Source organism: Bordetella petrii, assembly GCF_017356245.1.
Classification (GTDB): Bacteria; Pseudomonadota; Gammaproteobacteria; order Burkholderiales; family Burkholderiaceae_B; genus Bordetella_A; species Bordetella_A petrii_D.
The window spans coordinates 384,052-398,161 of sequence record NZ_JAFMZZ010000004.1 but is presented as its reverse complement, the minus strand read 5'-3'; the positions used below and the strand labels follow the sequence as shown (position 1 = coordinate 398,161).

Here is a 14,110-nt window from a genome sequence, read left to right as displayed (position 1 = left end):
AAATCAACAGGTTAAGCATCTCGTAGCCGCGCTGCTCGGCTCTTTGTTCGTCATTCCACCCGCCGCGTTGCGCCCGATGCCTGGCCTGCAGGCCCAGCAAGCCCGCCAGCGCGGCAATCCGCCTGGCCTTCCGCGCTTGCGCTTTCCACCTGAATCCCTACGAAATCGTTTGCTCAATACTCGTCCGGATGTACGCTATCTAGCGTGGGATCATTTCCATCGGGCCGAGGCTTCCATGTCAGCCACCCATCCCGAAGCGGCCTGGGTCGCCGCCCTGTTGCTCTTTGCGCCCATTGCAATGGGTACGGTGGCCTTTTTGTTTCTCGACCGCCACCATTTGCGGCACGAGCGCGACACCCTGCAGTCGCGCGAACAATACACCCGCCGCGCCATCGAAAGCATCACCGACACCGGCCGGGTCGCGCTGTTCCTCATGCGCCAGGACACGCGCGGGCAGCGCAGCTTCTTCCATGTAATGGGCCGCACCGAGCGCTTTATCGGCTGCCCGGCCGAACACATCATCGCCGATGCTGACAACTGGCTGCGTCGCCTGCCCGACGCCGACCGCGCCACGCTTGAACAGTCCATCGCCCGTTCGCTGGCCGAATCGCGCCCCATTCGTGCCGATCTGCAAGTGCGGCGCTCAAGCGGGACGGGCTGGGTGCGGCTGGGCACCGGCATGCCCGACCGCCGGCCCGATCGATCCGTGATCTGGGCCGGCTACTGGGCCGACACCACGCCCGAGCACGAACAGGCGCGGATCTTGGCCCAGGCCAAGCACGACGCGGAAGCCAGCGCCGAGGCAAAGGCCCGCTTCCTGGCGGCCATGAGCCACGAAATCCGCACGCCGCTGGCCACCATCATCGGCGCGCTCGACCTCATGCGTGAAACCGGCCTGCAAGCCGAACAGCGCCAGCACTACCAGCTTGCCGACGACGCCGCCCGCCTGCTGATGGAAATCATCGGCGACATTCTCGATTTTTCGCGCCTCGAATCTGGCTACACGGAACCCGAAGCCGTGCCCTTCGATCTGCGCGACGTGCTCGGCCAGGTGCTGCGTGTATTCGAACTGCAGGCGCGCCGCAAAGGCATCGCGCTGACGCTCGACGTCGCGCCGGGCGTGGCCCAAACGCTAACGGGCGACCCCACCCGCATTCAGCAAATCGTGCTGAACCTGGTGGGCAACGCCGTCAAGTTCACCGAGCAGGGCGGCATCCACGTGAGCGCCCGTCTCGAAGCCGCGCCGCGCACCGGCACGCAAGATGACGGGCAACATGGTGGGCAAGATGGTGCGCTAGATGTGGCTCCGCGCACCGATGCGCAGGCGTCCGCTTCGCCCGACGTGCCGCACATCGCGCTTACGGTCGCTGACACAGGCATCGGCATTCCCGAGTCGGTACACAACCAGCTGTTCCAGTCGTTCACCCAGGCCGATGTTTCCACCGCGCGGCGATACGGCGGCAGCGGCCTTGGCTTGGCCATTTGCCACAGGTTGGCCGGCCTGCTGGGCGGGTCCATCAGTCTGTTGCACAGCGCGCCAGGGCAAGGCAGCGCTTTTCAGGTGCGCTTGCCGCTGCCCGTGGCGCGTGGTACCGCCACCGCCGACGCGATCACCGGCACTATCGACGGCGACGCCAGGATCAACGCCGACACCGGCACCGGCGCGAGCGCCAAGGCCGACATCGATATCGACTCCGACATCGACTCCGGCAGAGCGGCGCGGCCAGCCGCCCGCACTGCAGCGCGCCGCGCCGCTCCAGGCGCCCAAACCGTACGCGTCCTGGCCGTGGACGACCACGAACCTTACCGCATCATCTTGGGCCAACTGATGCTTCGGGCTGGCCTGAATTGCGACACCGCGGCCGATGCGGAGCAGGCGCTCGAAGCCCTGCACCAGCACGACTACGCCATGCTGTTCACCGATTGCCAGATGCCCGGCATCGACGGCTGCGAACTTGCGCGGCGCGTGCGTCAGCAGGAAGCGCAGGCGCTGCGGCCGCGCCTGCCCATCGTGGGCGTTACGGCCGACTGCAGCACTCAGCAGATGCAGCGCTGCCGCGCCAGCGGCATGGACGACTACCTTGCCAAGCCCGTCGCTTTCACCGACCTTCAAAAATGCATTAATAAATGGATCAACTGAAACCGTGACCAGCGTACTCATCGTCGACGACCACCCCTCGTTGCGGCTGATACTCAGGCAGCAACTGTCCCAGATGCTGGGCGTGTCGCAGATCATCGAGGCCGGCAATGGCCAGGACGCCGTGCAGGCCGTGCGCCAGCATGAGCCCGGCCTGGTCATCCTGGACATCGATCTACCCAAGATCAATGGCCTTGAAGCCATTCCCCGCATCAGGCTCATCAAGCCCGACATCCGCATTCTGGTGATCTCCGCGCAAGATCCCGTCGTTTTCGCGCCGCGGGTAAAGGCGGCCGGCGCGCAAGGCTACATCAGCAAGGTGCAGGAACTGCCCGAAATCGTGCGCGCCATCGAGGCTGTGCTGGCCGGATACACCATTTTTCCCGACATTGCCAAGGCTCCCGCCGGGAACGCTGACGCAGATAGCGCAAGAAAAATCGAACGACTGTCCGACAAAGAGATCATTGTCATGCAAATGCTGGCACGCGGCATGTCTAACAAGGACATCGGAGATGCGCTATTCATCAGCAACAAAACCGTCAGCACCTATAAAACCCGTCTCATGGCCAAGCTGGAAGTTGGTTCGCTGGTCGAGCTGGTTGATTTGGCACGCAAGCACCAAATTGTGCACTGACTACGCCCTGACCCATTGCCGGTCGAACCCCCTCTTCCGTCCACCATGCAAAACGCCGTGATCCTGTCTTCGAGTCCGGGCTGGGCTGCGCAAAACGGCCTGGCCGACAGCCTGCTCAGGCTGGGCTTGTCTGTGCACGAGGCGCCCTGGCCCTTGGCCGCGTCATTCTTCGGTGCGGGCTACCGCGTGGCTGTTATTCAATTGGACGGCCGTACGGCTGCGCCCGATTCCGCTTACCTGGAACAGGCGGGCCTGTCCGGCGCTACCGTGCTGATTTGCGACTCCGTGCCTGGCGAGCTACCGCCCGCGTATCGGCACCTGGCAGACCCTGCAGACGAAATTAAGCTGGCGACCATACTGGCCGACGCAGGCTTCATGCTGCCATTGCCCACCGAGCCGGAAATCGGGCTGCACATCGGCCAATTGGTGGACGGCGACCCGGACATCATGGCGGAACTGATCGCCAGCCTGCTCGACACAAACCAGTCCGACCTTCGCGACTTTTGTCAAGCCTGTGACTTGCGATACTGGGCCGATGCGCGCGCCAGCGCGCACCGCATCAGAGGCACGGCCCATCTGGTGGGCGCAGCCTCGCTGGTCGCCCTCAGCCAGAGCGTCGAAACGCATGCCCGGCAGAATCACGATGATGCGGTGCTGGCCCTGGCGGCATTGTACGTGCCGGCGGTGGAGCGCCTGTCCCAGACGCTGGCTGTCTTGGCGGCCAGGCCAGCCTGACCGGGTACTAGGCGATCGCACCGCCGGGCACGGAAGCTTCGGCCCGCGGCGTCATCGGCAGATGGGTCTGTAGCGCCACTCGCAGTTCGGCCAGGCTTACCGGCTTGAGCAACACGGCATTCATGCCCGCGGCGATCGCATCTTGTACGTTGTCGTCCTCAGCGCCGGCCGTATAGCCCAGTACCGGTATGTCGGCATTGATGCCGGGGCGAGAACGCAAGGTTTGCACGAATTCCATGCCATTCATCTGCGGCATGGAACAATCACAGATAGCCAGCTTGAATACCTGCCTTTCTATGGCTTCCAGCGCTTGCAAGCCGTTTTCGGTGCATACGACATCATGGTGGCCCAGTTTTTGCAGTTGGCGCTTGAGCAGAATGCGATTGGATGCGTGGTCATCCACCACCAGAATCGGTGTGTGCGCGCCAGGCTTCGCGGACGTTGCGGTTTCCTGCATGGCATTGACGGGCAGCCGCAGGCGTACGATGGCGCGGGTGCCCTGGTCGAGCTGGCTGCTGATCCGTATATCGCCGTCCATGGCGTCCACCAGCCGCTTGCAAATAGGCAGGCCCAGGCCCACGCCACCGTTCGCGGCCGATGCGCCCATCTGCATGAATGGTTGGAACAGTACGGGTAGCGCCTCGGGTGCGATGCCGATGCCTGTATCCGTGATCGAAAACTGCACCCACTGGTGTCCATCCCGGATCGGCGCCGCCTTGATCTCGAGGTGTATGTGCCCGTGCGCGGTGAAGCGGATGGCATTGGACACAAGGTTGTTCAGAATCTGCTTCAGGCGCAGCGGATCAACCATATGGCAGCCGGCGACCGAGGGGGCGATGGCAACGTTCAGTGCTACCTCTTTGCTACGGGCCACGGGCGCGAACACGCCGGTTATTTCGGCGGCGACATCGCGCAATGATGTCGGCGTCGGTCTCAGGCTGAGCTTGCCGGCTTCCACTCTCGACAGATCCAGCAAGTCGTCGATGAGCGACAGTAGCGAGCGAGCCGATTGCAACGCGGCTTCCAGCTGCTGCCTTTCCTGCGTCGCCAGCGAGCCGTGCAATGTCAGTTCCAGCATGCCCATGATGGCATTCATGGGCGTGCGAATATCGTGGCTGATCGACGCCAGGAAGGTGGATTTGGCACGAAGCGCGGCCTCGGCGCGATCGCGCGCCTGGGCGAGTTCGGTCAGGGCGCGTTGCCGCTCTGTAACGTCAAGCCAGCCGCCAATTACGCCGATGACATCGCCCCGGCCATCGCGCAGCGGTTGTGTCCAGTGCTGTAGCGTAACCCACCCTGCATGCAGCCGCACGGTGCGATCTTCGACGGCTGGTCGGCCGCTGTTGATGGTGTGCCGATAAAGACGCTCGAGTTCATGTGCATCCAGAGTGTCGGCGCCCATCCACCGCATAGCGGTTTCAATCGACGCCAGGTTCAAGACATGGCGAGGCTGGCCGCAGGCTTGCGCATAGGCAGTATTGCAGGCTGTCAGTTCGAGGGCGCGGTTGCGCATGTAGATGGGCATGGGAATGGCATCCAGCGCGGTCATGTAGGTGTACAACAGGCTTCTCATCGAATGCATGCCGCGCCGCTGGCGCCGAGCCCGCACCAGCAAAAGCAGAGTAGCGCCGATGGCCAGCGTGCTCACCACGACTGCAAGCAGCATGGGCGAGCCCATGAATGCCCGCCATGGCTGCAGGGCAAGCATAGTTACCAGCCGATCGTCGGCGGCGGCTGCCGCGGGAATGAAAATCAAGGTGTGCCCGGCGATATGCAGCGGCGGATACGCATGAGCCGGCAAAGGAGAAAGATTCGGACGGCGAGGCATGTGCGCAAGATACGCGCCACTGCTACGTCGAAAATGCGGAATTTTCGCCGAATATGTCAGAAATTTCTGAATGTAGGCATGAAATGTGCGCCAGGGGCGCAATTTCACTGATAGGTGATCGTAATTGTGGCTGACGCATTGGCCGAGCCGGGCGTCACGGTGGGGACAATCTGCCTATAGCGCGCCTGCAGCCAGAGTTGGTTGTCTGGAGAAGCGTATCCAGCGGTCAGTTGGTGCTTGTACGCCAGGACGTGTGGATAGCCGTCCATGTTCAGCAGCTCGATGCCCACGCCTGCAGCGGTCGACGTGCTGTCCAGCATCATCAAGGCCGAATACATGCCCGAGCCGCCCGGCGGAACGATGCCGGTGGAGGGATCTATACGGTAAAAGATGGGTATGCCGGTGGGGCAGTTGGCCAGTTGAATAGGGAATGCGGTCGCGGGCGTAAAGGCGCCCGGGCCGCCGTCCAGATTGTGTGAACCGAGATTGACTGTGCGGCTTTGAACGGTGCAGGTTTGGACAGTAAAGGTGATACTGTTGCTTAGCTCGATGTCGTAGTATTTCAAAGCCGCGCCTGGGCTGCCCATGTTGTCTATGTCAGTGGCCTGGACACGGCCAATCACCCCCCCGGGAATGACCTCGCCGCTTGCGACCGGACCCATGACGACAATCTGCAGGGCCATGGTGCCGTTGTTGTAGACATCTTGCGTCGTCGATTGGTTGCGCACCCATACCAGCGGCTTGAACAGGCTTGTGTTCTGGATGACATAGCCGCCAGATTCATAAGCGGGGCCGCCTGTGTACCCCACGAATTTGAAACCCAGATTCGTGCCTGCTATGCGCATCGCCCCATTGGCGGTTTCAGTTGACGGGCCGGGAAGGAAGATGTCGAGGTGGCTGGTATGCGAGGCTACGAAGCCTGTGTTGCCACACGTTGACTGGAACTGGCTGACTCCCGCAGACGCGTAATAGGTGCCGACGATTGCGCCCACGGGCAACGCGGGGTTGATAGTTAGGGAGCTTGGAACATCGAACCGGAATTTCCCTGGAGCGGGCGTCAGCTCGCACTGCAGCAGCCAGGGTTCTGCTGACACCGTAGCGGGTAGCAGCAACGCGGCTATGATGCCGGCCAGCGCAAGCGCCCAGGCGCGCAGGCGAAACGTGGCCCGCTGGATAAGCGGCCGCGTCCTGGCCCATGAGAACGAGGCGGCAATGGCGAAGAAGGATGAAGGGGAAGAAAAAGTAGGTCGTGACATAGGGTGTCGCGCGTGATGTTCATGCGGTGGCTCGGCTATGACCACGTTTGTGAGTGTCACATGCAATACTACATGTTAGATCGGCTTCGTTTCTGCGGAATTTTCCTGAAGATGTTCGCGAAATTTCCGCCGGGGCAGCGTTTTTGAAGCTTATATTCGCTTACTGATAAGTGATCGTAACGGTGGCTGAAGCGTTGGCGGTTCCCGGCGTAACGGTGGGGGCTATTTGCATATAGCGCGCCTTCAGCATGATGTCGGTGTTTGGCGTGGCGAGGCCGGTGGAAGTCAGGGTAATCTTGGTTGCCAATGGGTGGTTTTGGCCGTTCTCGTACAAGAGTTGAACACCTACGCCGCTGGCGCCGGAAGTAGAGTCCGACTTCATTAATGAAGAGCCCTGGCCATCATTGCTTTGAGGAGGGACGATGTCAGTGGCGGGGTCGACCCGATAATAGATTGCCATGTTGGTCGGACACTCGGTCAACGAAATCGAGAACCCTACCGGCGGCGTAGCGGTGCCTACGCTGGTTCCGGCGAGGGTATGTGTGCCTAGTTGAACCGTCGGACTATTTGCCTTGCAGCCTGCCTGCGTTACGGGAATATCTTGCAGCGGCCATTTTAGGGTGCCCCATACGTCGGATGTGAGAGTTCGTCCCTCTGCGTCAGCTCCTGTGCCCACTAGTACGTTGCCGAGGATCAATGATGAAGATGCGAGCTGAATGGTGCCACTTTCGGGGGTTCCCATCGCTAAGCGGACGAGTTCCATTTTGATGAATGGACTGTAGTAAAAGGTAACGCTGCCGTCAGTTTCAAGCGCGGGATTCGAGGCGCCAATGTTGAATACGATATTACCGATTTCCAATCGAGGCGGGCCATTCTTGATCGGTCTAGTGCTGCCGTTGATTTTCAATCCGAAATTAGAAGTTCCTAGCCTTACAGTACTTGAATCTACATAGCTATAAAAGGAGTCAAAATAGAGGTATACGGGAATCGCTCTATAGACGCCTGATGCAGAGGCCGCGCCTTTATCGCAATTTACATATGAGGTCGGGCCACCGTACGATCCTGTAACGACAGTGCCTGTGGGACCTACTACGCCTGCCATCAGTTCGACCGTGCTGGGGGTGGATAGCAGTACCGTCTTGTTGGCGTTGTCGAACCTGCATTGGTACGCCATCGCTTCGTTATAGACGAGTAAACCCATGGCGACGGCCGTTATATACGCGAATGACAGCGCTCTGTGCCGGCGTTTCGGTGAGAGAATGCGTGACGCGATGTGAGCGCTCAAGGCTTTGAATGGCATGGCTATTATCCTCGCGTGCAAGTGCCTTGCAACAGATGAAATGGCTGAGCGGGCTTGCCGGCTGCCTCAGGAATGACATAGTCCAGGTCGCATTGCTCTGTGGCGCCATTGCCCCACTTGATGGTTAACCGGCCCGAGCTGTCTTTCAGGCGGCTGGCGATGATGCGGCTGCCCTGCGCGACCGTGCCGACGTGGCTGCCGTTGCCATCCAGCACTTCTGCGCCGAAGGGCAGGGCCGAGCCGTCTGGCAGCTTGGCGCGAATTACGGCCGCTTGGCCGCCCGCTTCGACCTCGAACTTCACAGGCACGATGGCGCCCGCGGTTGGGGCCACATGCTGGATCGTGGACTTGAACTGCACGTTCAAGGGCAAGCCATGGGGGTCGACTTCGACGGTATTTTGCGCGAACGGAGTCAGGTTCGACACCACACCGTAGCCCCGCGAATTGACGCGTAAGCCGCTCGCGTTGGCGATGCGAGCGCCTGCTGCACCTTGTGCGTCGACGATGGCGAAAGTATCACCCAGTGTCGGCGTCAGGGCTACCCCTCCACCCCACGCCACGGCCGCGCCCGAGACGCTGGCGCTGACTTGGTTGCCACTGCTGGACCGGCTGGCGCTGGCGCCCAATTGCGCATAGGGCGAAACCCAGGAGGCATTGCCGCTGACATTATTGTTATTGCCGCCGCCTCCGCTGCTCCGGGCGTGGCTGGCGCTGACACCGTAGTACAACGGGTTGTCGGATGAGCCTAGGCTGCCATTGACCGTTTCGTAGATGGACGTGCTGTTGTCACGGCTGTTGTGCTGGATGGTGGTGTTGGAGCGCGGCGCCTTGGCGCCGCTGCCTAGCGGCAGGCTGAGGTTCACCATGTAGGTGTTTTCCCAGTTGCCCGAGTGCATGCTGTATTGCCGCGAAGCGCTGATGCTGTAGTTCAGGCGCTTGAAGGAGTTGCGGTAGCCGGCCTGGTATTCGGTGTCGCGCCCGCTGCGGCTCCAGTAGTCTTGGCTATAGCCGGACAAGTACAGCGAGCCCCAGCGATCGCCCAGCGGCTGGCTGAGCATGGCCTGGAAGCGGCCTTTGGCGTTGCCGTAGCCGCGCGGCAACGCGTAGCGCGAGTCGAGCGAGCGCAAGGCCATGGTATCGGCCAGGCTGAGGAAGCCGCTGGTGGAGTAGCGGTAGGCGGCCAGCGTGACGCTGGTGGAGGTGGGTTCGAACAGCCGCGAATAGCTCAGGCTGTAGCTTTGGCCGCTGCGGTCGGGTTCGCCGCGCAGCTCGGCCTTGGCGTACGTGGCGTCCAGGCTGAACGCGCCCCACGCCGTGTTCAGCGCGGTTCCGATTTCGCCGGCCAGATAGTGCTCGGATGCGGTAATGCCGCCGTATCCCGTGACCAGGTTGTTGAACCCATGGCGCACGGTGCCTTGCAGCACGTACGGGGTCTCGTGGACCATGGTGTTGCGGTATTGTCCTGCGGCCATGCTGTAACGCGTAGTACCCGCCCGCAGCGCGTTCACGGGGGCCGAGAACGGCACTCGCGAGATGTGCGTGCTGCCGTCGGCCTCGGTTACCACGACTTCCAGGTCGCCGCCGAAGCCGGTAGGGTACAGGTCGTCGATTTCGAATTCGCCCGGCGCTACCGTGGTTTCGTAGATGACGAGGCCATTCTGGCGGATGCTGACGCGTGCATTGCTGCTTGCGATGCCGCGCACCGTTGGCGCGTAGCCGCGCTGCGATTCGGGATACATGCGATCGTCGCTCGATAGCCGCATGCCGCGCAGGCCCACGCTTTCAAGTACTGTGCCATCGGTGAAGAACTCGCCCGCCGTCAGCTGGCTCTTGATGGGCGCCAGCGAGCGCTGCACCGACGTCTGAATGCTTTGATAGTGCGTGCCCAGCGATTCCCGGTAATTCAGGTTGCCGCGATGGCGGAACCGCCACGCGCCGATATTAAAGCCGCTGTCCAGGCCCATGTAGCCCTGCGTGGTCGAATCGCCGTGGCGGCTGCCGTATCGGTATATGTTGCCGTTGTAGCGCACCATGCCTGCGGTGATGCCTTCGTTCCAGTATTTTGGATCGACATAGCCGCGGGCGCTGCGGTTGAGCCAGATTTGGGGAATGCTCAGGTCCAGGCGTTGCTCGCCGTTGTCGAAGTCGGCGCGCGAATCCGGGATCAGGTCTGGCAGCCGCATGCAGGGGCTTTCTTGCAGCCGCGCCTGCGCGGCGTCATCAAGCCGCTGCAGATTGACGCCGGCAACCGTCAGCAAGTCGGCGTCGACGCACGGCTGCGGATGGGCTTCGCCGGAAAGTTGGCGCACGCGTACCGAGCTGCGCCCCACTTGTCTAGTGTTGACCACAACTGGCACGGTGTAGTCGCCGGGGGCCGCGAAGTTGCCACGGTTGAAGCGGCTGATGTCCACCGGGGCGTCGCCGAATCCGCGCAGCATGTCGGTATTGAACTGAACGTCGGCCACTTGCGTGGGCGCCGACTCCGCCACTGCGGATACACAGATGCCACCAGCGAACAATGCCGAAATCAGATGATAGGCATAGCGGGGGGACGGCAAATTTTTGCGGGAAGCCTGCATGATGCCTCTCTTGCCTGGTAGCTGCGCTTTGACGCTAGCGCACGGGCTCTTGCAACGCGGCTTCACCGCTGCTGATGCCGCCGTAGTCGTTGATGAACTGGTAGCGCACGCGCATGCTCGTCGATGCCATTGCCGTGGTCGGCAATTCGAGAGTGCGGGTTTCAAACGGCGCCACCATGGCGGGGTCTTTTACTGCCAAGGTTTTCTCGCCGGACGCCAGTTCGACGGCCGCAAAGCTGACGTGGTAAGGCGTGGGATTCGATACCCGCAGCACAGCGCGGTTGCCTTCGCCCGCAAGCTGCCAGGTCAGCTGCTGGGGAGCCTGCATGGCGGTGCCGGCTAGCCCAGCCGGCCGGAAGAAGAATTTGATGCGCGAACGGAACGACAGCTGCAGGAAGTTTTCTCCGTTCTTCGCGTTGGGGCGGGCCGGAATGTCGAGCACGTTCAGCCAGAAGATGCTCTCGCGGTCTGGCGGCAAGGGCTCGCCCGAATGCATGATGCGCAGCGTCTGGCTTTTGCCGGGGTCGATGCGCGACATGGGAGGAGAGACGACAAAAGGCACTTCCAACGTGCTGCGTTCGGCCTGCGAGGCGCCGGTATCCAACCACGCCTGTACCAGGCTGGGCGCCTGGCTTTTATTAGTGAGGCGGACGGTTTTTTCGCCGCTTGCTGCTTCATAGATGACCCGCGTTGCCCCGATGACGACCGACGCGTGCGTGATTGCCGGCGCCACAGCCAGGGATAGCGCAGCGGCCGAAAAGATGATGGACAGGTAGCGGTGAAAGCGCATGGCGATTTCCGGTAGTGCGGGCCCGGGCCACGCGTATGGCAGGCCGGGCAGCCGGCCGCCGCGCCGAAGCGCGGGCAGCCGAAGTACAGGGCGCTTGGTGCGCGCCCGTTGGTACCGTAAGCCTGGTGGGCTTATTGGTAGACGAGGGAGTAGGTGACGCTGGACTCGACGGCGCCTGCCGTAGCCGCACCGGTTGCGAAGTAGCCGGCTTCGTAAGAGAGGACGCCGCTGCCACCGCTTACGTCGACGGTTTGGTTGCCGGGCGAGCCGATGACGATGTTTCCAGCGCCGTGAGCGTCGCGCAGGGCGATCTGCACCTCGGTCGCACCGCCCGCGCCGACCGGGATGGTGTTGTTCAAGTGGCCCCTGGCGGTATCGACGTTAGGGCCGGCTTCGAAGTAGGCCATGACGTTGCTGAGGCTGCCGGTGCAGTTGGCCAGCTCGATGTCGAACTGCGTCCAGCCGGCCGTCTTGCCGGATGCATCCAGCGTGCTGGTGCTGACGGTGGGCAGATCGACGTCGAAGTCCGGGCCGCCCGAATTGACGATGTCGCAGGTGGAAGCAGTGATTTCACCGTTGAAAGTGATAGTGCCGTCGCTGGCCAGCGCCACTTGCGCGGCGGCCAGGATTCCAGCACCCGCCAGAAGGCCGGTAATGCGAGACAGTTTCATGGTTGACTCCGTGAAAAATAAGTTGGAATGGCTGGCGAACTGGCGGAATATCAAAAGCCGATCGCAGCAAGACGGAGTCTAGAGATGATGGAGCCTGCAAGGCTGAGGAAAAGTCTGACGGATGCAGGGGAAAGTTCTTATCAGTACCGGTCGCCGGCTGAGCGGGCGGGGTTACTGGTAGACCAGGTTGTATTCCACGCTGGTGTGCACACTGCCTGGCGACACCTGGCCCAGGGCGTAGTATCCGGCCTCGTATACCTGCGTGATGTGGTCTTGCAGCACGACAGGCATGGCGCCTTGGCCGCCATGGGGAGCGCCGATAAGGATGTGCTGGGTGCTGCCCAGTGCGCGCAGGGCGATTTGCACGTTGCCGGCTGAACTGCTGCTGTCCAGGCTGAGGCGGCCGGTGGCCATGTCCACGAAAGGGCCGGGCTCGAAGTGGGTACGCACCAGGGCTGGCCTGTTGCCGCAGCGATGCAGCGTGATGGCGAATGGCGACCAACCCGCGGTTTGGCCGTGTGCGGTCAGTGCGTCGGTTCCAACGCTGGGCAGGGAGATGGTGAAGTCCGGGGACACGCTGCGCGCGATGGAAGCGTGGCCGCCGCGGATTTCACAGCTTTCGGCGACCACGGCGCCCGTGAACGTGATGGTGCCGCGTTGCGCCCAGGCCGCGTGTGTGCTGGCCAGAACGACGATGCCCGCGACGAGGCAGGCAGTGCGGGATGTTTTCATGATCGGCTCCGTGGCGGTGGAATGGCATGCCCCTGCGGCTGGCAGGAAAATCTGCTTGCATGCCTGCCGATAATGGTCGATGCGCCCTTGCCGGTCGGTAGGAAAATTCTGCAGGAAACCCGGGAATTGTCCGATTTTCCCGTGCCGGCCGCCGATGCTTACCGTGCGCCCAGCGTCAGGTTACCGCGCCCCGTTGCGAAAATTGCGGCTGCTTCCACACTTCGCTGTCCAGCACGTCTTTTAATACGTCAACAGCATCCCATACGTCGGCATAACCCAGGTATAGCGGCGTGAGGCCGAAGCGCAGTACTTCGGGTTCACGGTAGTCGCCGATGACGCCACGTGCGATCAGCGCCTGCATGATCGCATACCCGTGCGGATGCCGGATGCTGACGTGGCTGCCGCGCCGGGCGTGTTCGCGCGGCGTGGCCAGCGTCAGCGGATGGCCGGCGCAGCGGCTTTCCACCAGCTGGATGAACAGGTCGCCCAGGGCCAGGGATTTCTTGCGCACCAGGTTCATGTCGGCGGCCAGGCTGATGTCCAGGCCGCACTCTACCAGTGACAGCGACACGATGGGCTGCGTGCCGCACAGGTAGCGGCGGATGCCGCCCGCCGGCTCGTAGGCCGCCATCATGTCGAACGGCCGCTGGTGACCCCACCAGCCCGACAGAGGCTGCCAGAACTGGTCGGTGTGGCGCGGCGCCACCCAGATGTAGGCCGGGGCGCCGGGGCCGGCGTTCAAGTATTTGTACGTGCAGCCCACCGCGAAGTCGGCCTTGGCGCCAGTGACGTCCACCGGCACGGCGCCGGCGGCGTGGGCCAGGTCCCAGATGGCCAGCGTGCCCCGGGCATGGGCCTGCGCGGTGACGGCGGCCATGTCGTACATGGCGCCGGTGCGGTAGTTGACGTGCGACAGCAGCAGCACGGCCACGGACTCGTCCAGCGCCTGCGCCAGCGGCAGATCGTCGTCGACCAGGCGCAGTTCGTAGCCCTGCTGCAGCAGGTCGATCATGCCCTGGATCATGTACAGGTCGGTGGGAAAGTTGTCGCGTTCGGACACGATCACCCGGCGCTGCGGTGCGGCCTGCTGCTGGATGCGCAGGGTGGCCGCCAGTGCCTTGAACAGGTTCAGCGAAGTGGTGTCGGTAACCACCACCTGGCCGGGGCCGGCGCCGATCAGCTGCCCCAGCTTGTCGCCCAGCCGCGCGGGCAGGTCAAACCAGCCCGCGGTATTCCAGCTGCGGATCAGGCCGTTGCCCCATTCCTGGCCGATAACCGCCGCGGCGCGCGCCGCCGCGGCCTTGGGCAGCACGCCCAGGGAATTGCCGTCCAGGTAGATGACGCCGGGCGGCAGTTCGAATTGCTGCTTCAGCGGCGCCAGCGGGTCTTGCTGGTCGGCCTGCAGGCAGTCTGCGCGGGTATGCATGTCGGGGCTCCTTGGTTGCCTG

The 14,110-nt window shown here is 62.7% G+C and carries 11 protein-coding genes; 3 read left to right on the top strand and 8 right to left on the bottom strand.

Features of this window, described 5'->3' with window-relative positions; all coding sequences use genetic code 11:
• Positions 1-235 precede the first annotated feature (235 nt).
• Genes J2P76_RS20020 through J2P76_RS20010 form a run of 3 tightly spaced genes read left to right on the top strand, consistent with a single transcriptional unit; the run spans position 236 to position 3,506 of the window.
• Positions 236-2,140, top strand: a complete 1,905-nt coding sequence (locus J2P76_RS20020; protein ID WP_207409604.1) for an ATP-binding protein — start codon at positions 236-238, stop codon at positions 2,138-2,140.
• Positions 2,141-2,144: 4 nt separating this feature from the next.
• Entirely contained in the window at positions 2,145-2,771 is a 627-nt protein-coding gene (locus J2P76_RS20015; RefSeq protein WP_207409603.1) for a response regulator, read from the top strand.
• Positions 2,772-2,816: 45 nt separating this feature from the next.
• Complete coding sequence (locus J2P76_RS20010; RefSeq protein ID WP_207409602.1) at positions 2,817-3,506, top strand: Hpt domain-containing protein; 690 nt, start codon at positions 2,817-2,819, stop codon at positions 3,504-3,506.
• Positions 3,507-3,513: 7 nt separating this feature from the next.
• Here the strand turns inward: J2P76_RS20010 and J2P76_RS20005 are convergent, their stop codons facing one another.
• The 8 genes from J2P76_RS20005 to kynU form a co-directional block, all read right to left on the bottom strand.
• Positions 3,514-5,442, bottom strand: coding sequence for an ATP-binding protein (locus J2P76_RS20005; protein ID WP_207409601.1), 1,929 nt, complete (start codon positions 5,440-5,442; stop codon positions 3,514-3,516).
• Positions 5,439-6,590 (bottom strand): fimbrial protein, encoded by a 1,152-nt coding sequence (locus J2P76_RS20000; protein WP_207409600.1) that lies wholly within the window; start codon positions 6,588-6,590, stop codon positions 5,439-5,441. Before J2P76_RS20000 ends, J2P76_RS20005 begins: the two co-directional genes overlap by 4 nt.
• Positions 6,591-6,750: 160 nt before the next feature.
• On the bottom strand, positions 6,751-7,890 hold the full coding sequence (locus J2P76_RS19995) for a fimbrial protein (protein WP_207409599.1): 1,140 nt from the start codon (positions 7,888-7,890) through the stop codon (positions 6,751-6,753).
• Between the two features lie 5 nt (positions 7,891-7,895).
• The gene (locus J2P76_RS19990) at positions 7,896-10,355 is read right to left on the bottom strand and encodes a fimbria/pilus outer membrane usher protein (protein ID WP_347565348.1); all 2,460 of its coding nucleotides are present in this window, start codon (positions 10,353-10,355) and stop codon (positions 7,896-7,898) included.
• 148 nt (positions 10,356-10,503) lie between these two features.
• Positions 10,504-11,259, bottom strand: a complete 756-nt coding sequence (locus J2P76_RS19985; RefSeq protein WP_207409597.1) for a fimbria/pilus periplasmic chaperone — start codon at positions 11,257-11,259, stop codon at positions 10,504-10,506.
• Positions 11,260-11,390: 131 nt separating this feature from the next.
• Positions 11,391-11,930, bottom strand: a complete 540-nt coding sequence (locus J2P76_RS19980) for a fimbrial protein (protein WP_207409596.1) — start codon at positions 11,928-11,930, stop codon at positions 11,391-11,393.
• Positions 11,931-12,101: 171 nt separating this feature from the next.
• Positions 12,102-12,662, bottom strand: a complete 561-nt coding sequence (locus J2P76_RS19975; RefSeq protein WP_207409595.1) for a fimbrial protein — start codon at positions 12,660-12,662, stop codon at positions 12,102-12,104.
• A gap of 175 nt (positions 12,663-12,837) precedes the next feature.
• Positions 12,838-14,088, bottom strand: a complete 1,251-nt coding sequence (gene kynU / locus J2P76_RS19970) for a kynureninase (RefSeq protein WP_207409594.1) — start codon at positions 14,086-14,088, stop codon at positions 12,838-12,840.
• Positions 14,089-14,110 lie beyond the last annotated feature (22 nt).